Below are 21576 nucleotides of genomic sequence, written 5' to 3'. Positions count from 1 at the left end.
GGGTCAGTGTTACTCTTTTGTATGGATTAACGGACGCCCTGTCATTTCGTCAGGAATGCTCTGTCCCATTAGTGTCAGCATGGTTGGGGCGATATCACTCAGGCGGCCACCTTCATCGATTGTGGCCTTGCGGCCGACATAGATAAAGGGCACCAGCTCACTGGTGTGGGCGGTATGAGCCTGGCCCGTGGTTTCGTCCACCATCTGCTCGGCATTGCCATGGTCGGCAGTGATGATGCACTCACCATCTACCTTGGCCAGTGCGTCCACTACTCGGCCTATGCAGGCATCTACAGCTTCGCAAGCCTTGACCGCAGCATCAAACTTGCCGGTATGGCCAACCATGTCACCGTTGGGATAGTTACAGATAATGACATCATATTTAGTTGATTCAATAGCTTCAACTAACTTATCTGTCAGTTCTGTCGAACTCATCTCGGGTTGCAAGTCGTAGGTGGCGACTTTGGGCGAGTTGATCAGAATACGGTCTTCACCCTCGAATGGTTGTTCTTTGCCGCCGTTGAAGAAGAAGGTTACGTGGGCATATTTCTCGGTTTCAGAAATACGCAGCTGGGTCAGACCGCGATTCTGCAGTACCTCGCCCAGGGTGTTGACCAGGTCTTCCGATGGGAAGGCTACCGGAGCCTTGATATCGGCGGCATACTCTGTGAGCATGACAAAGTTGACCTTGGGCGTCACTGCGCGTTCAAAACCATTGAAGTCCGGATTGACGAAGGCGCGGGTGATCTGTCTGGCGCGGTCGGCACGGAAGTTCATGAAAATTAGCGCATCGCCATCGTGCAGCTTTGTGGCCTTACCTTGATCCAGAATCGCTGTTGCGGCAACAAACTCATCGTTTTCATCGCGGCCGTAGGCAGCTTCCAATGCGGTTACGGCAGAGTCGGCACTGTAGTTACCCTCACCTTGAGTGATCAGATCGTAGGCTTGGGAGACTCGGTCCCAGCGATTGTCCCTGTCCATGGCGTAGTAGCGGCCAACGATGGAGGCTATGCGACCTCGGCCTAATTCGGCAAACAGCTTGTCGAAGTGTTCCAGACTGGCTTTAGCACTGCGTGGCGGGGTATCGCGCCCATCGAGGAAGGCGTGCAGGTAAACCTGCTTGGCACCACGTTTGACGGCCATGCGGCACATGGCTTCAAGATGATCTTCATGGCTGTGAACACCGCCGGGTGATAACAACCCCATGATGTGCACTGCGCCGTCTGTTTTGATGGCGGCGTCGACAGCCTCGATCAGTGCTTGAGTTTGCTCAAATTCGCCATCTTCAATGGCCTTGCTGATGCGGGTCAGTTCCTGATAAACGATACGGCCGGAACCAATATTGATATGACCCACTTCAGAGTTACCCATCTGCCCGTCAGGCAAACCTACATCTTTACCTGAGCCGGAAATCAAACTGTGGGCGTATTCGGCGTTGAGTCTGTCGAGAACCGGAGTGTTGGCATGATGTACGGCATTCATATGCGTGCCTTCACGATAACCCCAGCCGTCCAGAATAAGCAGTGCCAAAGGACGTTTGCTTGTGTTCATGTTGATACCTGTAAAGTTGAAAGAATCGGTCAAATCTGAAATTGGTTAAATATTACTACGTCTGCCCTGGGGGCAAAAGCCATTTACCCCGATTGCGACAATTGGAAGGGTCGCGATTTAACGCCGACTCAAGGGGCAAAACTGCGGCGAAACAGCTGCAATCTGCCTGGCCTCTGGGTATACTCTGCGCTTGTCCTAAATGGCCCAATAGATAACAGGCAGTAAAAAATGCAGGAATATATAGAGTTTATTAAAGCCCACCCCATGCTGAGCCTGGCCTGGGCGGGGTTGTTTATCGCCGTGATTGTAACCCTGTTCAAATCCGGTTTTTCCAAGGTTAAAAGCGTAGATCATCAGCAGGCGATTTTCTTGATGAATAAGGAAGACGCCAAGGTGGTCGATGTGCGAGCCAAGGACGATTTTCGCAAGGGACACATTCTCAATGCTTTGAATGTGCCTATGGCCGATATCAAAAATAATCAGACTACCAACCTTGAAAAGTACAAAACCACACCCATTATACTGGTATGCAACGCTGGCATGACCTCATCTCAAGCGGCTCAGATTTTGGTTAAGCAAGGCTTTGAAAAAGTCTTTAACCTCAAAGGTGGTATGGGTGATTGGCAGGCAGCAAATATGCCTGTATCCAAAAGCAAAAGATAATGAGTGTCGGCGGTTGTCATTGCATTTGGCGCCGCTCTGTTAGTAGAGTGGCCATATTGAAGTGGCAACCGGCATCCTGAGTTCTGTTCCGGCGCTGAACAGATGAATAGCAGGGATGATGACTGGGAGTCGCAATCGACCCGAGTAACATACACCCTAAACACCGGCTCATTGCAAGCCGAGACTAAATGGATAGGTAGGAATTATGGCTGAAGTAGCAAACAACGAACAACAAGCCCCACAGTTCAACATTCAACGTGTGTATATCAAGGACGTTTCTTTCGAAACTCCTAACAGCCCAGCGGTATTCCAGAAAGAGTGGAATCCTGAAGTTAAGCTGGATCTGGATACCCGTAGCGCCAAGTTGGCCGACGACGTTTTTGAAGTAGTACTGTCACTGACTGTGACCGCCAAAAATGGTGAAGAAACAGCTTTCTTGTGTGAAGTACAACAAGCCGGTATCTTCTCTATTTCAGGTCTGAGCGATCCTCAACTGGCTCATTCTCTGGGCGCTTACTGCCCTAATATCCTGTTCCCTTATGCCCGTGAAACCGTGGCCAGCCTGGTATCCCGTGGTACTTTCCCACAGCTGAACCTGGCACCTGTGAACTTCGACGCCTTGTTCGCTCAGTATGTGCAGCAGCGTCAAGCCGCCGCCGAGCAAGCTCCGGCCGAAGAAGCAAACGCGTAATCAGCCGATGAAAGACACTGCCGAAATAACGGTATTGGGGGCGGGCTCTTATGGCACCGCCCTTGCCATTTCTTTGGCCAGCAATGGACACAGTACCCTGTTGTGGGGGCATGAACCCGAGCATGTGGCTAAACTCGCTGCCGAGCGCAGTAACCAAGCCTTTCTTCCCGGAATAGCCTTTCCCGACTCCCTGGTGATGGAGGCCGATCTGGCCAAAGCATTGGCGGCGTCGCGAAATATTCTGGTGGTGGTGCCAAGTCATGTCTTCGCCGAAGTGCTGGCTCAGGCCAAGCCTCTGCTGCGTGATGATGCCCGCATCATTTGGGCTACCAAGGGGCTGGAGCCGGAAAGTGGCCGCCTGTTGCAGGATGTTGCCCGCGATGTGCTGGGGGAGAAATATCCGCTGGCGGTATTGTCCGGACCGACTTTTGCCAAAGAGCTGGCGGCAGGTTTACCAACCGCCATCTCAGTGGCCGGTACTGATGCCGAGTTTACCGAGGATCTGGTGGAACTGCTGCACAGCCCCAAACGTCTGAGAGTGTATGCCAATGACGATTTTATTGGCCTGCAGCTCGGTGGCGCGGTCAAGAATGTCATCGCTATAGGTGCCGGCATGTCCGACGGTATAGGCTTTGGTGCCAATGCCCGTACAGCCCTGATCACCCGTGGTTTGGTGGAGTTGAGCCGTCTGGGGGAAGCCTTGGGCGCTCATGCATCTACCTTTATGGGAATGGCGGGTCTTGGGGATCTGGTGCTGACCTGTACCGATAACCAATCGCGTAATCGTCGCTTTGGTTTGGCATTAGGTAAAGGTTGTGATGTCGATACTGCCCAGGCTGAAATCGGTCAGGTGGTTGAAGGTTACCGCAACACTAAAGAGGTCTACACTCTGGCCAAGCGCTTGGGGGTCGAGATGCCGATCACCGAGCAGATCTATCAAGTGTTGTATCAGGGCAAATCGCCTATTGATGCGGCCAAAGAACTGCTGGCCAGAGAGAAAAAGTCGGAAACCTCGGCAGACTGAGTCATCTCCAATCCCGGAAAAGGATGCTAGAATAGCGTCCTTTTTTTATGGTTCTCGCTTCCAGCGAGCACGACTTAACATGCAGCCCAAAGCTGCTGGCGCAGTACCCGATTATGAGCAAAAGCCAGTTATTGAACTGGCTTTTTATGAGGGCTACCGACAGTAACCCTGATGAAAGTTTCCTCAAAACGGCAAGCTGAAGCCTATGCTGACAGTACGGCCCATGCCCTTGAAGTAACGATTGTTGTTAGCCATAGTCTGTGAGTAGTAACTGTAGTAGTCCTTATTCAGCAGATTCTGTAGCCCCAATGTCAAAGTGCCTTGGTATAAGGGCATAGAGAAGGAGGCATCAACCGTGACATAGCCGTCAAACTCGGCGTACTCTTCACCATTGGCCTTTTTGAAGCTACGGTCCATATAGTAGTTGGCCTGAATCCGCCCACTCATCTCGGCATCGAACCTGTGTTCCCAGAATAGGTTGAGACGATTGGGTGCTATGTTGGCGCCGTCGAGATCTGTGTCTGTGCTGCCATCTTTATTTGAGTCATACTCCCCTTGTTGCAGCGCCAGGTTCAGCCCCAGATCGTCGTCATTACCCAGGTAAGCCGTGACATTGGCTTCCAGTCCCTGGATCACGCTCTTTTCCCGTTTCACATTGTAGAAGCCGTCTTCATTCAGGGCCAAGCGGGCACCCAGTTTGGCCTCGGAGCGATACAGGGCCAGCTTGGCTGCCAACAACTCGCCTTGATAGTCCAAGCCCAGTTCATAGTTGTCTGTGACCACGGGCTCCAGCGTCAAGGAGCCTTCCACACTGGGGTTTTGATCCGGGAAGCTGTTGCCGTCACGCAGAATTCGTCCTATGTCGGCCATACCAAAACCTTGGCTGTAACTGGTATAGAGGCGCAGCGCTGAGCTGAAGTTATAACTGGCACCTATATTGAACAGGGTTTCATTGAAATCCGGTTCGCCACCGGCAACCTGTTTGTGGCCAGAGGCCCATAGGGTTTGGAAATCATCGACCTTGAGTTTGGCATATTCATAACGAACGCCGCCGGAAATAGTCAGGGCATCCAAAGGTGAGAAGCTCAACTGGGCATAGGGGGCGATATTGTCGTAACGGGTCTCGGGTACCCAGGAGCGTCCGGTCTGTACCAGATCCTGCTCTGTGGTATCGCTGAAAAGGTCTACCCCATAGGCCAGATCCACACCGCTGTCGGCGAGATTATTAGCGATCATCGATGCCTTGAGGCCCCACTTGTTGGACTTGTTGCGTGACTGATCATAGAAGTACTGCTCGCCATTGGCGCCGGTATCACAGGTCGTCAGATTCGCAGCACCTTCGAAGGCCGGATCATAGAAGCTGCCGAAACAGCCACCGCCATAGACACCCTTGAAGTTCTGGTTGAACAGTTGCAGCTCCAACTGCTGCCCGGCGATGTTGCGGTGCTTATAGGTGAGACTGCTGGTGGTGACCTTGTTGTTGGCAGCCTGCCAGGGTTGTTTCTGTTTCACCGCCGACGTTGGAGTATCTGTGGCGACATTACCTTTGACCGGCATCCAGTCACCATTGTTGTCCATATCGTAGTGGTTGACCATCAGCTCCAGTCGCGACTCGCTGAACTCATAGCCCAACTTGAGGAAGAAGTCCTTGCTCTGGCTGTCCATCGACTCGCCCTGGGTGGTGTCGACACCTATGACATCATCGTTGGCATCATAGTAAACGCCATTGCTGTGGTATCCCACTGAACCCAGCATATCCAGGTTACCGCTTTGGCCGGAGAAGGCATAGTTGGCACCAAAGCTCAGGCTATCGGACTCGAAGCTGGTGGGGGTGGACAGATCAAAACTTACCCGACTTTCGTTGTCGCCGCTGGGTTTCTTGGTGATGTAGTTGATGATGCCGCCCTGAGCACCAAGGCCGTGCATGGCGTTGGCTCCATGGATAATTTCAATTCGTTCTATCATCATGGGATCTATGGTTTGGCCTGAACGACCACCACTGCGCAGAGGGTTTGACTGAGGCACGCCATCTATCATGATGAGTGGGGCGCGGCCACGCAGGGTTTCGCCGGTATTGGTCATTTTCTGGCGGCTGGGGGAGAAGCTGGGGGCCAGGTTGCCCAAAATGGTCGACAAGTCCCGGGTGGTGGCCAACTGTTGCTTGAGCTGTTCCTGGTCTATGACGGTCACAGTATTGGGGATGGCACTGAGTGGTTTTTCCATCCGACTGGAAGTGATGACCATGGTTTCCATTTGGGGCTCTTTGGCGTAAGCCGCCTGGGCAGCCAGCCCGGAAAGGACTGACAGAGCGACGAGGGAGCGAGTGAATTTCATCGTTATTCCTAATGTTTGCCATCTTGGAAGACGGCTTATTGGTTTGCGGTTTCCGGCTCTCCTTGCCAAGTTGATAAATACAAATCATTGTTATTTGCATAACGGCTAAGGAGTATAAAATAGGCTGGTTTTCTCTGTCCATAGCTGTGATGAATTTTTGTAAAGAGTGTCAAGGAGCTAAACCTGGGATGTGATTAGCTGACTAAAGGCTGGAATCTCGCTCTCCGGCTATGAAACTTTCAGGCTGCCTGTGGTATGGTTGGCGCATCTGAATTTTGTCAATCCAACAGATCCTTACTATGCATAATATTGCTCAGATTATTGCCCAGGAGCTGAATGTTCGTGAGCAGCAGGTTGCTGCTACCATCAGCTTGCTGGATGAAGGTGCAACAGTGCCTTTTGTTGCCCGCTACCGCAAAGAGGTGACGGGGGGGCTGGATGATACCCAGCTGCGTAACCTGCACTCTCGTCTAGGTTATCTACGGGAGCTTAACGATCGGCGTCAGGTGATCCTCTCCTCGATTGATGCTCAGGGAAAACTGACCGCCGAGCTGAAGCACGCCATCAATGAAGCCGACAGCAAGACCCGGCTCGAAGATCTGTACTTGCCCTATAAACCCAAGCGTCGTACCAAGGGCCAAATTGCTATTGAAGCCGGTATTGAGCCCTTGGCCGATGCCCTCTATGCCGCCGCCGGCAGCGCCGCCATGGATCCTGAGCAGGCCGCCGAGGCCTATCTCAATCCGGAAGCCGGTTTTACCGACGCCAAGGCGGTGTTGGATGGTGCCCGTTATATCCTGATGGAGCGGATCGCCGAAGATGCCGAGCTGCTGGCCAAGGTGCGTAACCACCTGCAACAGTCGGCTGTCATTGAAAGCCGACTGATCTCCGGCAAGGAGAAGGAAGGCGCTAAGTTCCGCGACTATTTTGAGCACACTGAAAAACTCAGCTCTGTGCCTTCTCACCGGGCGCTGGCTATGCTGCGCGGCCGCAATGAAGGCGTGTTGAGTCTGTCGATGAATGCCGACCCTGAGGCAGAAGCCAAAGCGGGGAGCTATTGTGAGGTGATTATCGCTGAGCACTTGCGTCTTAAGCTGAGTGACAGCGCTCTGGATAACTGGCTGAAGACGGTTGTCACAGCCACTTGGCGGATCAAAATCGCCCTGCAGATGGAAACCGAGTTTATCGCCAGAATGCGCGAAGCGGCGGAAACCGAGGCGATTAAAGTCTTTGCCCGTAACCTGGGCGACTTACTGATGGCGCCTCCCGCCGGAGCCAAGGCCACCATGGGACTGGATCCCGGGCTGCGTACCGGAGTTAAGGTGGCGGTGGTCAACGACACAGGCAAGCTGGTGGGCCATACCACTATCTTCCCTCATGCGCCGCAAAACCAGTGGGACAAGTCGATACGCACTCTGGCTAATCTGGTCAATATGCACAAGGTGGAGCTGATCGCCATAGGTAACGGCACGGCTTCCCGTGAAACCGACAAGCTGGCCGCTGAAGTGATTGCCATGGTCAAAGACAGCAACCCCGGCATCACTAAGGTGATGGTCAGTGAAGCCGGAGCCTCTGTCTATTCGGCCTCTGAGTTGGCGGCCAATGAGTTTCCTGATCTCGATGTTTCACTGCGCGGCGCCGTGTCCATCGCCAGACGGCTGCAGGATCCGCTGGCGGAGTTGGTTAAGATTGAACCTAAGTCCATTGGTGTGGGTCAGTATCAACATGATGTCAGCCAAAGTCAGCTGTCGGCTTCTTTGGAAGCCGTGGTTGAAGACTGTGTAAACGGCGTCGGTGTCGATGTGAATATGGCTTCCATGCCGCTGCTGAGCCAGGTGGCCGGTCTTAACCGCACCTTAGCCAAAAATCTGGTGGAATATCGCGACGAACACGGCCGCTTCAACGACCGTAAAGAACTACTCAAGGTGCCACGTCTGGGGCCCAAGGCCTTCGAACAGGCCGCCGGCTTCCTGCGGATCCGTGAAGGCAGTAACCCGCTGGATGCATCGGCCGTTCACCCCGAAGCCTATTCGCTGGTGGAAAATATCGCCAAGCTTAAGGGTAAACCGGTTGCTGAACTGATAGGTAACAGCGATCTGCTGAACAGTATCAATCCGGCCGAATTCATCACAGACGCATTCGGTCTGCCGACAGTAACGGATATCCTCAAAGAGTTGGATAAGCCGGGACGTGACCCCCGAGGCGAGTTCAAGACAGCCAAATTCAAAGATGGGGTTGAGGCGCTAAAGGACCTCAAACCTGAGATGATCCTCGAAGGCGTGGTGACCAATGTCACTAACTTTGGTGCCTTTGTCGATATCGGCGTGCATCAGGATGGACTGGTGCACATCTCTTCATTGACCGACAAGTTTGTCAGCGATCCTCATACCGTGGTTAAGGCCGGTGATGTGGTCAAGGTAAAGGTCATGGAGGTAGATATTGAGCGTAAGCGTATAGGACTGTCGATGCGCCTGGACGAAAAGATTGAGCCAGGCAAGCCACAACAAAGAGCAGGTAAGCCGCAGGCCAAGGGCAATAAATCTGGTCAGGGCAAACAACGTCCTGCCGCCAAGCCACAGCCAGTGAATGCCGCCATGGGCAATGCGTTTGCCGATGCCTTTGCCAAGCTGAAGAAAAACTGATCGACAAGTTGTTGAATACCTATTAACAGTCCGACAGTTGATGAATCCCTCGATAATTATCGGGGGATTTTTTTATACGCGATTTTCTGTTGCTAGTACTCGAACCAATAATGTCGTTTCCCGCTAACCATGAGTTCTGACACTTTTCCCCATCTTTTGCGAACGGCTTCACCCTCTGGTGCTATAGCCAATAACAAACAAATGTTAATGAAACTTTATCTTATCCTTTCTGTCATAATTGCGCGGCAAATCGGCTCTTTCTGGGGGTTGGCGTGCGGTAAATCGTCAATTTTTTAACAAACGCCAAGGCAAAAGAGTGGTGAGGAACCCTGGAAATGATGTTTTCTCGTTTTAAATTTACTGGACCGTTTCGTAGTGTACTGACTTTCAGTTTATTGGCTCTGTTATGCCTGATGTTGAGTCGAATTGGGCTGGGGCTTTGGCAATATGAACGGGTAGCAGCCGTTGGTGGTTGGACTCATCTGTTGTTGCAGGGGCTGCGGGTAGATGTGGCCATGCTTTGTTGGCTCTGGGGTGTTGTGGCACTGGGTACAGCCTTGTTTGGCGGCGAACATTGGCTCGGACGTTGCTGGTCTTGGATACAGCGTCTGTGGTTGACTCTCGGGCTTTGGTATTTGCTGTTCTTGGAGTTGTCCACACCCTCTTTTATTGAAGAGTATGGTGTCAGGCCAAATCGCCTCTATGTTGAGTATCTTATTTACCCCAAAGAAGTGCTTTCCATGCTTTGGAGTGGCCGCAAGCTGGAGTTGATCCTTTCCGTGGTTTTGTCTGGAGCCATCCTTTGGAGCGGTTGGAAACTCTCAGGTTACCTCTGTCGCAATTGTCGTTTCCCCAAGTGGTATTGGCGTCCGGTACTTGGTGTGCTGATCATTGTCTTGTCCTTGGCGGGGGCCAGATCCACTCTTGGTCATAGACCTTTGAATCCGGCCATGGTGGCCTTCGCCGATGATCCACTCGTTAACTCGTTGGTGGTCAATTCAGGTTACTCGCTGGCTTTTGCTATCAGCCAAATGAATAACGAGGCCGACACATCGTGGATCTATGGCGATATGGACAGAAAGGAGATCTATCAAATAATTCGCCAGGAGACTGGTCGTGCGCCGGCTGACTTTATATCAGACCAGTATCCCAGCTTGAGTCAGAACCAGGCCAGCTATCGTGGTAAACCCAAGAATATAGTCATCATATTGCAGGAGAGCCTGGGTGCTCGTTTCGTTGGCAGTTTGGGGGGCTTACCACTGACACCTAATCTGGACGCCCTGGCCAATGAAGGCTGGTATTTCGAGAGTCTGTATGCCACGGGTACACGTTCAGTTCGAGGCATAGAGGCGGTGACCACTGGTTTTACCCCCACGCCGGCGCGTTCTGTGGTGAAACTCGGCAAGAGTCAAAGTGGTTTCTTCAGTCTTGCTGCATTGCTGCAGACTCAAGGGTATTCCACCTCCTTTATCTACGGTGGTGAAAGCCATTTTGACAATATGCGCAGCTTTTTTCTCGGCAATGGCTTTAGCACCATAGTCGACCAGAAAGACTATCCTAAACCTGCCTTTGTCGGCTCCTGGGGGGCTTCAGATGAAGATCTAATGCGCAAGGCCGACTCAGAGTTTAAGCGCCTTCATGCCGAGGGCAAACCTTTCTTTAGCCTGGTGTTCAGCTCCAGCAATCATGATCCCTTTGAATTCCCTGATGGCCGTATCGAACTGTATGAACAGCCAAAACAGACCCGCAACAATGCTGCCAAGTATGCCGATTACGCCATAGGTGAGTTTTTTCGACTGGCGAAAGAGGCTGACTATTGGCGTGATACCCTGTTTCTGGTGGTGGCCGATCATGACAGTCGGGTTTCCGGGGCGTCTTTGGTGCCAGTGCCCAGATTCAGGATCCCCGGCTTATTATTGGGTGAAGGGATAACGGCTAAGCGGGACCCGCGGGTAGTGAGTCAGATAGATCTGCCGCCAACGCTGTTGTCTTTGGCCGGCATCGATGCCACCTACCCCATGTTGGGAAGAGATTTGTCAAAGATGCCCGATAACTGGCCGGGCAGGGCCTTGATGCAGTACAACAAAAACTTTGCTTATATGCAGGATAACAAAGTCACTATATTGCAGCCGGAGAAAGCGCCTGCGACCTTTGATTACGATCCAGTTAGGGAGCAACTGCACGCCGCGCCACTCTCTGAATCAATGGCTCGCACGGCGCTTGGGTTGGCACTATGGGGTAGCATGGCGTATCAGGAGGGTTTGTATAAGCTGCCGCCCATGGATCAAGCCAGTGCAGAGATACCGGCTGCAGGCATAGGCTCGGTGCATTGATGGTAGAAGGTATCGATTCTCTGCCCCAGCTCGCGATAAAACTGCGGTGCTTCATTCGGCATGGGGTGAGGCCCATTGTTTAATACAACTGTGGGTTTGAGATACGTAGAAGCTTCAAACTGACGGTTACGTATATCGCGGCGATCCAGAGCCGGCTTGCTGAGTAGATTCAGCAGCAGAGGCTTACTGCCTTGGCGCCGCTTTTGCTCTTGCTGCTGTTGTTGACCGGATTGTTGTTGGCGCTCCTGGACTCTGTCGGCCAGTCTGGCCTGTTGCTGCGCCGAGTCTGCCGTGCGTTCGTGCTGCGGGTTGAAGGCCCTTTCTTCATGGCCTTTACTGGGTTGCTGCGGCGGAATGACCGGCGGTCGTTGCTGACTCTCTACCCGAGCGGCATCGGTCGCGGGATTACTGGTCGCGATCGGTACCTGTGGATAGTGTGAGACGAGCTGCATAGGGCATTCCTTACATTGCTGACCAAATAATAGTCAATTAGGGCAAGGAATTAAAGTCTTTCTCTGTTAGCCAGCTATTTAGCCCTTCAATAAACTCCTGAGGATGGGAAATAAAGGGGGCGTGTGATGCCTTGGACAGCAGTAAATCTGTGGTTGATGTGTTACCCGGCAATAGGTTAGCGACTCTTCTGGGCACCAGCCCATCCAATCTTCCCCAAACCCTGAGCCAGGGAAGGGTGAGCCGTTCCAGTCCGGGGCGTAGATCCACCTTGGCCAACATCTCCAAGCCTTGCGTCAGAGCCTGTTCATTGGGTAGCGGCCGCGCCAGAACCAGCTCGCGAATGGTGCGAATATCGTCGCGGGCGCTATCGCTGCCCATAGCTTGGATCGCCAGAAACTTTTCTATGGTTCGCTGCAGATCCTGTTGCAGTTGTTCGGCAAACTGAGTCAGCACATTAGGTGCTATTCCAGGCCATTGGTTATCGCTCCTGGCCATAAAGCAGGGAGAAGAGGCGACTGTGATAAGCCTGGTAACTCGCTCTGGAAAGCGCTGAGCTACCCGGGTGGCCACCAAGCCACCAAGCGACCAGCCCAACCATACTGCCTGTGTGGGCAGAGCTGCCACCAGGGCGTCCACCCAGTCGTCTAGTTCCCCGTCAATGGTTTGGCTAAAACCAAATCCCGGCAGGTCGACACTGTGGACTCTATACTGAGATAAGCCAGGCAGCAGGGGATGAAAAACGGCACTGTTGACGCCCCAACCGTGGAGCAAGATCAGATCCCGTCCCTGTCCCTGGCTTTCGATATGCAGACTCACTGAAACACCTCATGGAAGATTCGTTATGTGGAGCCCTCTATTGGCAGGATGCCGGGCCCTATTGGCCGCCAGTTTACCCAACCGTTGCCTCTTGTGTCATCAGCAGATCCCATCATCTAGTCAGGGGTTGTGTGCCTGTTGTCTTGCTGCCAGTTGCTACCGACAACCTATCTGCCTCGGCTGTGGTCGGGAGTTGGTTGTTATTGGTCGCTATTGTGGTTCTTGTATGAAACACAATCCTATCCCTGTGGTGGCTCCGGCCAGCTACCACTCGGCATTGGGGCCACTTGTCGGCCGAGTCAAATACCAGCAGGATTTTGCCCCGCTGCCGGCATTGGTTCGGGCCTTGTCTTGCAGAGTAAGGACGTTGGCGACCGCCGGACTTATCTGTTGGCCCCAGGTCTTGGTGCCTGTTCCTTTGCATCCGGCGAGGTTGCAACAGCGGGGCTTTAATCAGGCCTGGGTGATTGCATCTATGTTGAGTCAAGAGTTGGCGTTGCCGTTGGTGGACTCTTTGCTGCTGCGGGTAGCAGATACCGCACCCCAGGCCGGTCTAAGTGGCAAGGCTCGCAGGCGTAATCTGGCCAAGGCGTTTGCCGTGAGCGGAGAGTTACAGTGGCAACGATTGGTGTTGGTGGATGATGTGGTGACGACAGGCACCACTATCCGGGAAGCTGCCAGGGCTCTGGCTCCCTGGTCACCGGACATACAGGTGTGGTGCCTGGCCAGAGCAGAAGCGCCCGGATTGAGTCATAGCTCCTGAGCGGCTAAAGGTGGTAAGTATGATGCCAGCTAAAGATCAAGATTCGACTTGAAATTGTGGAAGATAAAATCGAGATCCCGACAACAAAAAACTCAGCTCTATCGCTTTCGGGACTACAAAGCGCATGACAGTCGGAGTATGATATCGCTAATTCTTACTAATTTACTCAGGTTTACCCTGACGGAGCAGGTTGTCATGATTACCATTTCCGAAGCAGCTCAGGCGCACTTTGTTAAACTCCTGGATGGTCAGCCGGAAGGCACTCATATTCGGGTCTTTGTTATCAGCCCTGGGACTCCTCAGGCCGAATGTGGCGTTTCATATTGCCCACCGGATGCGGTTGAAGCCGACGACATCGAGTTGGAATTCAATGGCTTTAAGGCCATGGTCGATGAAAAGAGCGCCCCTTTCCTGGAAGAAGCCAGTATTGACCTGGTAGCCGATCAGTTGGGCTCACAACTGACTCTGAAAGCGCCCAACGCCAAGATGCGTAAAGTGTCTGATGATGCTTCACTGACCGAGCGCTTGGAGTATATGATCCAGGCCGAGATTAATCCCCAGCTGGCCAGCCACGGCGGTCACATCATGTTGGTGGAGATCACGGACGACGGCGTGGCGGTACTGCAGTTTGGCGGTGGTTGTAACGGTTGCTCCATGGTCGATGTGACCCTGAAAGACGGTATTGAGACTCAGCTGTTGGAGCGTTTCCCCGGTGAATTAACCGGTGTTCGTGATGTAACTGATCACCAACATGGCGACCATTCTTACCAGTAATTCTGGTATTTGGCTACCAAAGAAAAGGACAGTATTGAACTGTCCTTTTTTATTGCCATCAGGCCTGGATAAAGTGGTGTTGGCGCCAGAGAAAGTGCAGCCCGAGACTCAGGCTACGCGCCAGCATAAAGGCACTCATCGCAACCCATAGAGCATGGTTACCCAGAGGTTGCAGTATGAACCAGACCGGGAAAAATACTGCCAAGCTGGCGAAAATCATGCTGTTACGCATCACTTTACCCTTGGTGGCACCAATATAGACACCGTCAAATAGATAGGAAGCAAATGCCAGCAGCGGCAGGACGATAAGCCATGGCAGGTAGAGCACGGCGGTGTGGCGAACCTCGGGAATATTGGTCAGCATGCCGATGAGCTGCTCACCGAAAATCCAGAAACAGCCGCTGAAGCCCAGGGCTATGATGGCCGACCAGCTAAACGCCAAGGCGACCGCTTGCCTGAGTGCATCCAAGTGTTTTTGTCCCATAGCTCGGCCCACTTCGGCCTCTGCATAGTAGGCAATACCGTCCAAAGCGTAAGAAATCAGCAGCAACATATTCAATAACACGGCATTGGCTGCGACAGTTTCATCGCCGAGCCCGGCTCCCTTGAAGGTCATAAAGGCGAAGGTGGCCTGCAAACACAAGCTGCGGATAAAGATATCCAGATTCAGGCTCAAGAGGCGACTAAAGTCGCGGGGATGTAACTGCCCGAGTAGCTCAGCAATAGGCGGCACATTGAACTGTTTTAACTGGCGCAACACCATAGTACAGGCTACGGCACAGGCTGTCATATCGGCGATGACGGATGCCAGGGCCGCGCCTTCCACGCCCCAACCCAAACCTATAACAAACAGCAGATCCAGAGCTATATTGGCGCAGTTGGCGATGATCAACTGCCACATGGCGGCCTTGGGTTGTTGACGGCCCAGCAGCCAGCCAAGTAGAGACAGGTTCAGCAGTGCAAACGGGGCCGACCAGATACGAATGGAAAAGTAGCTGGCAGCGTAGTGGCTGACTTGCTCACTGGCATCGGAGAAACTGGCGGCCAGGCTGAGTATCGGCCCTTGCAACAGCAGAGCCATCAAGCCGAGGAAAAGTGCCAGCGAGCCGGCTTGCAACAACAGCTGCAGTTGCCGTGGTTTGTCATCGGCGCCATAGGCTTGGGCAACCAGGCCCGTGGTAGCCATACGCAGAAACCCCAGCAACCAGAACAGCAGTGTTATAATGGTCGAACCAACGGCGACGCCCCCGAGATAATAGGCGTCACTCAAGTGCCCTATGACAGCCGTATCCACCAGACCCAGTAGCGGCACTGTGATGTTGGACAGTATCATTGGAAGCGCCAGTGCAAACAGCTGGCGGTTTTTTTGCCTGTCGAACAGGCCAATGCTGGTGGTCATAATTTCTCAGAGGTTAATGATGTTGAAAAAGCTGTGCTTTTTGCTCTGCAGTTGTCTTGGGCTGATAAGTTCGCCCACCCTGGCGGCAGTCATTCTACAGTATCACCATGTTTCTGACAGCTCGCCGGCCAGTACCAGTGTGACTCCGGCCCAGTTTCGGGAACAGATGCAGTATCTGGCTGATCATGATTTCAACGTGGTGCCGCTGACCCAAGTGATAGAGGCGATTCGTCAGTCTCAAGCGCTGGCACCGAGAACGGTTGCCATCACCTTCGATGACGGTTACCTCAGTATTGCCGAGGCGGCGCACCCAATACTGAAAGAGTTTGGTTTTCCTTACACACTGTTTGTGGCAATAGAACCGATAGAAAAGGGTTATCGTGAGATGATGAGCTGGGAGCAGCTCAGAACACTGGCGGCAGAAGGCGCCGAGATTGCCAATCACAGTTGGGGGCATGAGCATCTGATCCGCCGCTATGCCACCGAAACCGAGGAGCAGTGGCTGGCGAGAATCGAAGCCAATCTACTGGCAACCGAGGCCCAAATTGCCAAAGAAACCGGCGACAATCTGAAGATAATCGCCTATCCCTACGGCGAATATAACAGCCAGTTGGAGGCCTTGTTGCAGCGACTGGGATTTGTTGGCTTGGGGCAGCAGTCCGGTGCGGCAGGCCTTCACTCTGCTTTGACCTCTTTGCCGCGATTCCCCGTGGCCGGCGCCTATGCCGATATGAATGTTCTCAAGGTGAAACTGCATAGCCTGAATATGCCGGTGCAGGCCATCTCCCCCAGTAACCCTGAGTTACCCATGGGCCAGTGGCGGCCTGAACTTGAGGTGACTCTGGACATGAGCGATATCAATCAGTCGCAGCTCATGTGTTATGTGCAGGGGCAGGGCGCCAAGAAACCTCAATGGTTGTCGGCGAATCGTTTCCGAATTCAGGCTGAACTGGACTTGCCGCCGGGGCGATCCAGATACAACTGTACTGCTCCCAGTAAACGTCACGGCAGCTATTATTGGTTTTCCCAAGCATGGGTTAGGCCAAAGGATGACGGCAGCTGGGTCAAGGAGTAGTCAGTAATTGCAACAACCTGGCCGGGATATTCGCCAGTGGCAACTGCTCGTTGCAGGCATTGAGTGCCACTGCCGAGCCCGGCATACCCCATACCACGGAACTGGCCTCATCCTGGGCTATGGTGTGTGCTCCCGCTTGACACATTTTCAGCAGGCCGGCCGCACCGTCTTTACCCATGCCCGTGAGAATCACCCCTATCGCCGACTTAGCGGCAATCTCGGCAATGCTGTTGAACAGCACGTCCACCGAGGGTTTGTGGCGGTTGACGGTTTCTGTGTCCAGCAGTCTGGTGTAGATATGTGCACCGCGACGTTCAACAACCAAGTGCGCATGGCCCGGTGCCAGATAGGCAACGCCCTGAGTCAATTTTTCCCCGCCCTGAGCCTCTATCACTTCCATTCTGGCGTGTTGGTTGAGGCGGCGGGCAAATGAAGCGCTGAAGGTCGCGGGAATATGCTGGGCTATGACTATGGGGGGGGTATTTTCCGGCAGCGGCGCCACTACCCGTTGAATGGCTTCAGTACCGCCGGTGGAAGCGCCTATGGCTATGATGCGGTGCTTGAGTTTGGCATCGCTGCTGAGCGGCGCCGAGCTGCCATATTGCGGGGTGACATGACTGGCGGCGGCCAGATGCACCTTATCGATCAGCTCTTGCTGATAGTCCAGTAGCCTGTTGGTCAAGTCCTGTTTCGGTTTGGCGATAAAGTCGACCGCCCCGAGGGACAAGGCCTCTAAGGTCACATCGGCGCCGCGCTCGGTTAAGGACGACACCATCACCACAGGCATGGGTCTTAGACGCATCAAGTTACGTAGAAAGGCCAGGCCATCCATCTTGGGCATTTCCACATCCAGGGTCAACACATCCGGCTGCAGTACTTTAATCATCTCTCTGGCTTTATAGGGGTCTTCGGCGCAGCCGACGACCATAATGTCTTTGGCCTGGCTGAGCATATGACTCAGCAACTGGCGCACTAGTGCCGAGTCGTCGATAACCAGTACTCTTACCATGATCAATATGACTCCTTACTTCCTGATGCGTGGGACTGTCGCGGCAGAATTGAGTTCTGATGCCGCAGGCGATAGGTGGTCTGGGCGACGGTTTCAAACTCACGGGAGATATTGGTCAGGCTTTCCGAGTGGCCGATAAACAACACGCCATCATCGGCCAGGAGTTTTCTGAAACCGGCCACTATCTTCTGCTTGGTACTCTGATCGAAATAAATCAGCACATTACGGCAGAAAATAGCATCGAACGGGCCCTGCATTGGCCAGGGTTCCAGTAAGTTGAGTTGTTTGAAGAAGATCAGTTTTTTTATCTGGCTGCTAATGCTGAACTCTTCCGCTCTGCTCTGCAGATAATGGTGCTGCCGCTTGGGGATGGCCTCCAGCCCTGTCAGGGGATAAACTCCGGCTTCGGCTCTGGCTAACACATTGGTATCGAGATCGGTTGCCAATATTTTCAGATCCCAGCCCGAGGCGGCGGGAAAGTGCTCTGCCAAGGTCATGGCTATGCTGTAGGGCTCTTCACCGCTGGAACAGGCCGCCGACCAAACTCTCAGCCTGCGCTGTTTGCGTTGCTGCCAATAGGGCACCAGCTCGGTTTCCAGAAAATTGAAGTGGTGCCGTTCCCGGAAAAAAGCGGTCAGATTGGTGGTCAGCGCGTTGATAAAGGGCGCCAGTTCCAGAGGGTCTCTTTGTAGCTTGAGACAATAATCGCCGAAATTGGTCAGCCGCAGTAGTCGCAGTCGGCGGCTGAGCCTGGAATACACCATATGACGCTTGCGCTCGGGTAACACTATCCCTGTATGTTGATAGGCCAGCTCGCGGATAATACCAAAGTCCGCTGCTGTCATCGGGAATGCCTTCTCTTCATCGAAGCTCAATCAGTGTCTCCTAGAACTCGCTCCACTCTTCTGAACTGACACGGATCTTGGGAGACTTATCCCCGGCGATCAGGGTCAGGGGCTTATGGGCGCCCTTTTCCAGATTAGCGGTATTGAAGAAGCCCAATTGACACTTCATGCTCCTGGCCTGTTCGGCCATGGCATCACCGGCTGCCGAGACCTGTTCCACCAGGGCGGCATTTTGCTGGGTCATTTCATCCATCTGCGACACAGCCTTATTGACCTCTTGGATCCCAACTGATTGCTGCTCGGCGGCTATGCTGATCTGGTTGATCATGTCGGCAACTTTAGAGACGGCTTGCACTATCTCCTGCAGGGTTTCACCGGATTGATTGACCAACTGGGTGCCATCCGTAACTTTGTTGACGCTGTCGCGGATAAGTTCTTTGATCTCTTTGGCAGCACCGGCGCTGCGCTGTGCCAGGTTACGTACCTCTCCGGCCACAACTGCAAAACCACGGCCCTGTTCTCCGGCTCTGGCTGCCTCGACCGCAGCATTCAGCGCCAGCAGGTTGGTTTGGAAGGCGATTTCATCTATCACGCTGATGATGTCGGCAATGCGCTTGCTCGAGGTGTTGATCTCCTCCATGGCACTGACGGCCTGTTTGACTACCTTGCCACCTTCGCCAGCTTTCTCGCTGGCCTGCTGGGCTAAGTTGTTGGCTAGAGTGGCATTTTCGGCGCTTTGTTTCACAGTGGCCGTCATCTGCTCCATGCTGGAGGCGGTTTGTTCCAGGGAGGCGGCCTGCTCTTCGGTACGCTGGCTAAGATCGGCGTTGCCCTGAGCTATCTCTTCGGCTCCAGAGGTGACGGTATTGGCCGAGTCATTGATACCCCCAATCACTTCGGTCAACTTGCTGATGGTGGCGTTGGCATCTTGCTGCAGCTTGGCAAACTGACCCTGATATTCGCCGTCGAGTTTATGATCCAGTTGCCCCTTGGCCAGGCCATCGAAGATATCGGCGACTTTGGAAATGACATTGTCGGCGATGCCGACCAAGCGGTTAAGGCCGTTGGAAAGATTAAGGAAGAAGCCTTCCTTGTTATGAATATCCAGGCGGCGGCTCAGATCACCGTCGTTGGCCGCCGTGATAATGGCATCAATCTCCTGCTCTATGGCTACCTCATCGGTACGATCGGCCCATTCAACCACAGTGCCAATTCGTCCCTGTTCCGCGTCCAGTATCGGGTTGGCAATGATTCTGAAGGTACGGCCACCGACTTGCAGCTGGCTGTCGTAGGTCTCGGTTAATCCGGCGAGAATATTGCGCTGGTGACTGGGGACCTTGTGGAAACCATCGATATTTTGTCCCAGCAGTTTGTCGGCATTGAACTTGGGCAGATCGCGAAGAATATCTTTCTCGGCTGCTTGAAACATCTGCTGCACAGCCTGGTTGAGGTAGATGATATTGCCGTCGTTATCCGCCACCATGGTATTTGAACTGACATTATCCAATGCCTGACGAATGCGAGCATTTTCGGCCGCCAGTTGTTTTTCCTGCTGCTCTCTGGCCAGGCTGGCGGTGATATCCTGCCACTCCACAACTGTGCCGGTACGCTTGCCTTGTTCAAATACCGGGGTGGCAATCAGGTTGAATGTCAGCCCGGCCACCTTGATGCGGGTGTTATAGCTGTCGGTGAGCTGGTCCAGCAATTGTCGCTGATGCTCAGGATGGCGATGGAAGATATCGATATTGCTGCCAATCAGCTTGCTCATGTTGAAGGTCTGCAACTCCTGTTGCAGCTTTTGCTCATTGCCGGCCAGCATTTCATTTAGTGAGTCGTTCAGGTAGATGATCTTGTAGTCGCTATCGGCGACCATCACATTGGCCTGGCAGACATTGAGGGCCTGCTTGATGCGGGTGTTCTCTGTAGCGCTTTGCTGCTCCAATTGTTGTTTGCCAAGGGCTTCGGTGAGATCTTGCCATTCGACCACAGTGGCAATACGTTGCTTGTTTTCGTCGAATACCGGCGAAGCTATCAGGCTGAAGGTACGACGACCTACCTTGATTTGAGTCGAGTAGACCTGCTCCAAGCCGGCGATCAATTTCCTTTGATGCTCAGGGTTGCGGTGGAAAACATCCATATTGGCACCCTGCAGCTTGTCGGCCTGGAATTTGGGCAACACCTCTTGAATGTCGGCCTCGGCGTCCTGCATGGTTTGTTGCAGCGAGTGGTTGAAGTAGAGAATGTCACCGGCAGGATTGGCCACCATCACATTGGCCTGGCAGATATCCAGAGCCTTGAGAATGGCTTGCTGCTGTCGTTGGCTCTGACGCCAACGACTGAGCTCCTCCAGCAGTGGCTTCCAGCCCGGCAGATTAAGCTCGGCAAACTGCTGCGTGCCGTCTTTCAGCAACCTCTGTAGTTGGTTGATGGCCCTATCCAGGGTGCCTTTGTGCTTGAGTGAGTGCAATAGCCCAAGCAGTATGCAAACCAGAGTGACGCCCTGCAGAATAATAATGATATTGGGATCCTGGCCTAGCAGCATGAGCGCCATTACGGCGATGCCCGTGATTAAGCCAAGCAGATTCCAGGGATTGCTGTTGATTATGTTGGCATTGGCGGCATCCATTCTTCTTTCCTCGATGTCTTAAAGGTTGGCAGCCTGAGGCTGTTCCAAGTCCAGTTGCTGCAGCAAACTGGAAAGTTGTGATGCATCCGGCAGCACTTCATTACCGAGTAACATATTGATATTCAATAGTATGACCATCTTATCGGCCACACAGGTGAGCCCATGGATGAAACGCATGTCCGTGTCCTGGCCAAAATCGGGCGCACTGCGGATCTCGCTCTGGGTGATACTGAAAACATCGGAAACGGCATCCACCACTATGCCCATCACCTTGTGCTGTTTATCCAGGCGCACCTTCAGCACTATCACTACTGTGGTTGGGCCATATGTCAGGGTCTTGATACCGAATCTTTGGCGCAGATCTATGATGGGGACTATGGTGCCGCGCAGATTGATCACCCCTTTGACATGGGGCGGTGCATTGGGAATCACCGTGGTTGCTTCCCAGCCACGGATCTCCTGCACCGAGAGAATATCGACACCATATTCCTCATCGGCCATCATAAAGGTGAGGTATTGCTGTGAATGATCTTCCGCAGCTGCCGATGTTGCAGGGTTGGATTCTGTCATTGCGCTTC

Annotated in this window: 17 protein-coding genes; 8 read left to right on the top strand and 9 right to left on the bottom strand. The window is 53.3% G+C overall.

Features of this window, described 5'->3' with window-relative positions; genetic code table 11:
• Window positions 1-9 precede the first annotated feature (9 nt).
• Entirely contained in the window at window positions 10-1551 is a 1542-nt protein-coding gene (gene gpmM / locus SIL79_RS06895) for a 2,3-bisphosphoglycerate-independent phosphoglycerate mutase (RefSeq protein ID WP_039035309.1), read from the bottom strand.
• A 228-nt stretch (window positions 1552-1779) separates the two neighbouring features.
• Between gpmM and SIL79_RS06890 the strand changes: the two genes are divergently transcribed.
• The 3 genes from SIL79_RS06890 (at window position 1780) to gpsA (ending at window position 3929) form a co-directional block, all read left to right on the top strand.
• Complete coding sequence (locus SIL79_RS06890; protein WP_319619086.1) at window positions 1780-2214, top strand: rhodanese-like domain-containing protein; 435 nt, start codon at window positions 1780-1782, stop codon at window positions 2212-2214.
• Window positions 2215-2419: 205 nt separating this feature from the next.
• Complete coding sequence (gene secB / locus SIL79_RS06885) at window positions 2420-2905, top strand: protein-export chaperone SecB (protein WP_025010842.1); 486 nt, start codon at window positions 2420-2422, stop codon at window positions 2903-2905.
• 7 nt (window positions 2906-2912) lie between these two features.
• A complete protein-coding gene (gpsA, locus tag SIL79_RS06880; RefSeq protein ID WP_039035311.1) occupies window positions 2913-3929 on the top strand; it encodes an NAD(P)H-dependent glycerol-3-phosphate dehydrogenase in 1017 nt (338 codons plus the stop codon).
• A 183-nt stretch (window positions 3930-4112) separates the two neighbouring features.
• Here gpsA and SIL79_RS06875 read toward each other — a convergent pair whose 3' ends face one another.
• Window positions 4113-6263: a TonB-dependent receptor gene (locus SIL79_RS06875; RefSeq protein ID WP_319619085.1), complete on the bottom strand. Its 2151-nt coding sequence runs from the start codon at window positions 6261-6263 to the stop codon at window positions 4113-4115.
• A gap of 299 nt (window positions 6264-6562) precedes the next feature.
• Between SIL79_RS06875 and SIL79_RS06870 the strand changes: the two genes are divergently transcribed.
• Together SIL79_RS06870 and SIL79_RS06865 are read left to right on the top strand one after the other, a co-directional pair.
• The gene (locus SIL79_RS06870; protein WP_144361626.1) at window positions 6563-8905 is read left to right on the top strand and encodes a Tex family protein; all 2343 of its coding nucleotides are present in this window, start codon (window positions 6563-6565) and stop codon (window positions 8903-8905) included.
• 338 nt (window positions 8906-9243) lie between these two features.
• Entirely contained in the window at window positions 9244-11238 is a 1995-nt protein-coding gene (locus tag SIL79_RS06865) for an LTA synthase family protein (RefSeq protein WP_162207159.1), read from the top strand.
• On the opposite strand, the gene SIL79_RS06860 is transcribed toward SIL79_RS06865, so the two are convergent.
• Window positions 11190-11690, bottom strand: a complete 501-nt coding sequence (locus tag SIL79_RS06860; RefSeq protein WP_039035314.1) for a hypothetical protein — start codon at window positions 11688-11690, stop codon at window positions 11190-11192. The two genes, SIL79_RS06865 and SIL79_RS06860, sit on opposite strands and share 49 nt — an antisense overlap.
• 37 nt (window positions 11691-11727) lie before the next feature.
• Window positions 11728-12507, bottom strand: coding sequence for a pimeloyl-ACP methyl ester esterase BioH (gene bioH / locus SIL79_RS06855; RefSeq protein WP_162207156.1), 780 nt, complete (start codon window positions 12505-12507; stop codon window positions 11728-11730).
• Window positions 12508-12733: 226 nt separating this feature from the next.
• Here bioH and SIL79_RS06850 point away from each other — a divergent pair, with 226 nt between their 5' ends.
• Both SIL79_RS06850 and nfuA read left to right on the top strand, forming a co-directional pair.
• Complete coding sequence (locus SIL79_RS06850; protein ID WP_233962971.1) at window positions 12734-13270, top strand: ComF family protein; 537 nt, start codon at window positions 12734-12736, stop codon at window positions 13268-13270.
• A gap of 195 nt (window positions 13271-13465) precedes the next feature.
• Window positions 13466-14044 (top strand): Fe-S biogenesis protein NfuA, encoded by a 579-nt coding sequence (gene nfuA, locus SIL79_RS06845; RefSeq protein ID WP_039035317.1) that lies wholly within the window; start codon window positions 13466-13468, stop codon window positions 14042-14044.
• A 58-nt stretch (window positions 14045-14102) separates the two neighbouring features.
• Here nfuA and SIL79_RS06840 read toward each other — a convergent pair whose 3' ends face one another.
• A complete protein-coding gene (locus SIL79_RS06840) occupies window positions 14103-15443 on the bottom strand; it encodes an MATE family efflux transporter (protein WP_039035318.1) in 1341 nt (446 codons plus the stop codon).
• Window positions 15444-15462: 19 nt separating this feature from the next.
• On the opposite strand from SIL79_RS06840, the gene SIL79_RS06835 reads away from it, so the two are divergent.
• Window positions 15463-16518 carry a polysaccharide deacetylase family protein gene (locus SIL79_RS06835; RefSeq protein WP_319619961.1) on the top strand — a complete coding sequence of 352 codons (1056 nt, stop codon included), beginning with the start codon at window positions 15463-15465 and terminating at the stop codon, window positions 16516-16518.
• Here the strand turns inward: SIL79_RS06835 and SIL79_RS06830 are convergent.
• From SIL79_RS06830 to SIL79_RS06815, 4 genes are read right to left on the bottom strand one after another with little or no spacing between them, the layout of a single operon-like run.
• Window positions 16508-17527, bottom strand: a complete 1020-nt coding sequence (locus tag SIL79_RS06830) for a protein-glutamate methylesterase/protein-glutamine glutaminase (RefSeq protein WP_039035320.1) — start codon at window positions 17525-17527, stop codon at window positions 16508-16510. The genes SIL79_RS06835 and SIL79_RS06830 overlap by 11 nt on opposite strands.
• 2 nt (window positions 17528-17529) lie before the next feature.
• Window positions 17530-18402, bottom strand: coding sequence for a CheR family methyltransferase (locus tag SIL79_RS06825; RefSeq protein WP_039035321.1), 873 nt, complete (start codon window positions 18400-18402; stop codon window positions 17530-17532).
• A 10-nt stretch (window positions 18403-18412) separates the two neighbouring features.
• Window positions 18413-20998: a methyl-accepting chemotaxis protein gene (locus SIL79_RS06820; protein ID WP_162207155.1), complete on the bottom strand. Its 2586-nt coding sequence runs from the start codon at window positions 20996-20998 to the stop codon at window positions 18413-18415.
• 18 nt (window positions 20999-21016) lie between these two features.
• The gene (locus SIL79_RS06815) at window positions 21017-21568 is read right to left on the bottom strand and encodes a chemotaxis protein CheW (protein ID WP_162207154.1); all 552 of its coding nucleotides are present in this window, start codon (window positions 21566-21568) and stop codon (window positions 21017-21019) included.
• Window positions 21569-21576 lie beyond the last annotated feature (8 nt).

The organism is Shewanella indica, from assembly GCF_033842865.1.
Taxonomy (GTDB): domain Bacteria; phylum Pseudomonadota; class Gammaproteobacteria; order Enterobacterales; family Shewanellaceae; genus Shewanella; species Shewanella indica.
The sequence above is the reverse complement of the archived record's forward strand: the minus strand, read 5'-3'. Positions and strand labels throughout refer to the sequence as shown.

Coding starts and splice junctions, on each gene's coding strand:
- SIL79_RS06820 (WP_162207155.1), bottom strand. CDS start 20,998: ATGGATGCCGCCAATGCCAACATAATCAACAGCAATCCCTGGAATCTG.
- SIL79_RS06860 (WP_039035314.1), bottom strand. CDS start 11,690: ATGCAGCTCGTCTCACACTATCCACAGGTACCGATCGCGACCAGTAAT.
- gpsA (WP_039035311.1), top strand. CDS start 2,913: ATGAAAGACACTGCCGAAATAACGGTATTGGGGGCGGGCTCTTATGGC.
- secB (WP_025010842.1), top strand. CDS start 2,420: ATGGCTGAAGTAGCAAACAACGAACAACAAGCCCCACAGTTCAACATT.
- SIL79_RS06830 (WP_039035320.1), bottom strand. CDS start 17,527: ATGGTAAGAGTACTGGTTATCGACGACTCGGCACTAGTGCGCCAGTTG.
- SIL79_RS06815 (WP_162207154.1), bottom strand. CDS start 21,568: ATGACAGAATCCAACCCTGCAACATCGGCAGCTGCGGAAGATCATTCA.
- nfuA (WP_039035317.1), top strand. CDS start 13,466: ATGATTACCATTTCCGAAGCAGCTCAGGCGCACTTTGTTAAACTCCTG.
- gpmM (WP_039035309.1), bottom strand. CDS start 1,551: ATGAACACAAGCAAACGTCCTTTGGCACTGCTTATTCTGGACGGCTGG.
- SIL79_RS06850 (WP_233962971.1), top strand. CDS start 12,734: ATGAAACACAATCCTATCCCTGTGGTGGCTCCGGCCAGCTACCACTCG.
- SIL79_RS06875 (WP_319619085.1), bottom strand. CDS start 6,263: ATGAAATTCACTCGCTCCCTCGTCGCTCTGTCAGTCCTTTCCGGGCTG.
- SIL79_RS06890 (WP_319619086.1), top strand. CDS start 1,780: ATGCAGGAATATATAGAGTTTATTAAAGCCCACCCCATGCTGAGCCTG.
- SIL79_RS06870 (WP_144361626.1), top strand. CDS start 6,563: ATGCATAATATTGCTCAGATTATTGCCCAGGAGCTGAATGTTCGTGAG.
- SIL79_RS06835 (WP_319619961.1), top strand. CDS start 15,463: ATGTTGAAAAAGCTGTGCTTTTTGCTCTGCAGTTGTCTTGGGCTGATA.
- SIL79_RS06840 (WP_039035318.1), bottom strand. CDS start 15,443: ATGACCACCAGCATTGGCCTGTTCGACAGGCAAAAAAACCGCCAGCTG.
- SIL79_RS06865 (WP_162207159.1), top strand. CDS start 9,244: ATGTTTTCTCGTTTTAAATTTACTGGACCGTTTCGTAGTGTACTGACT.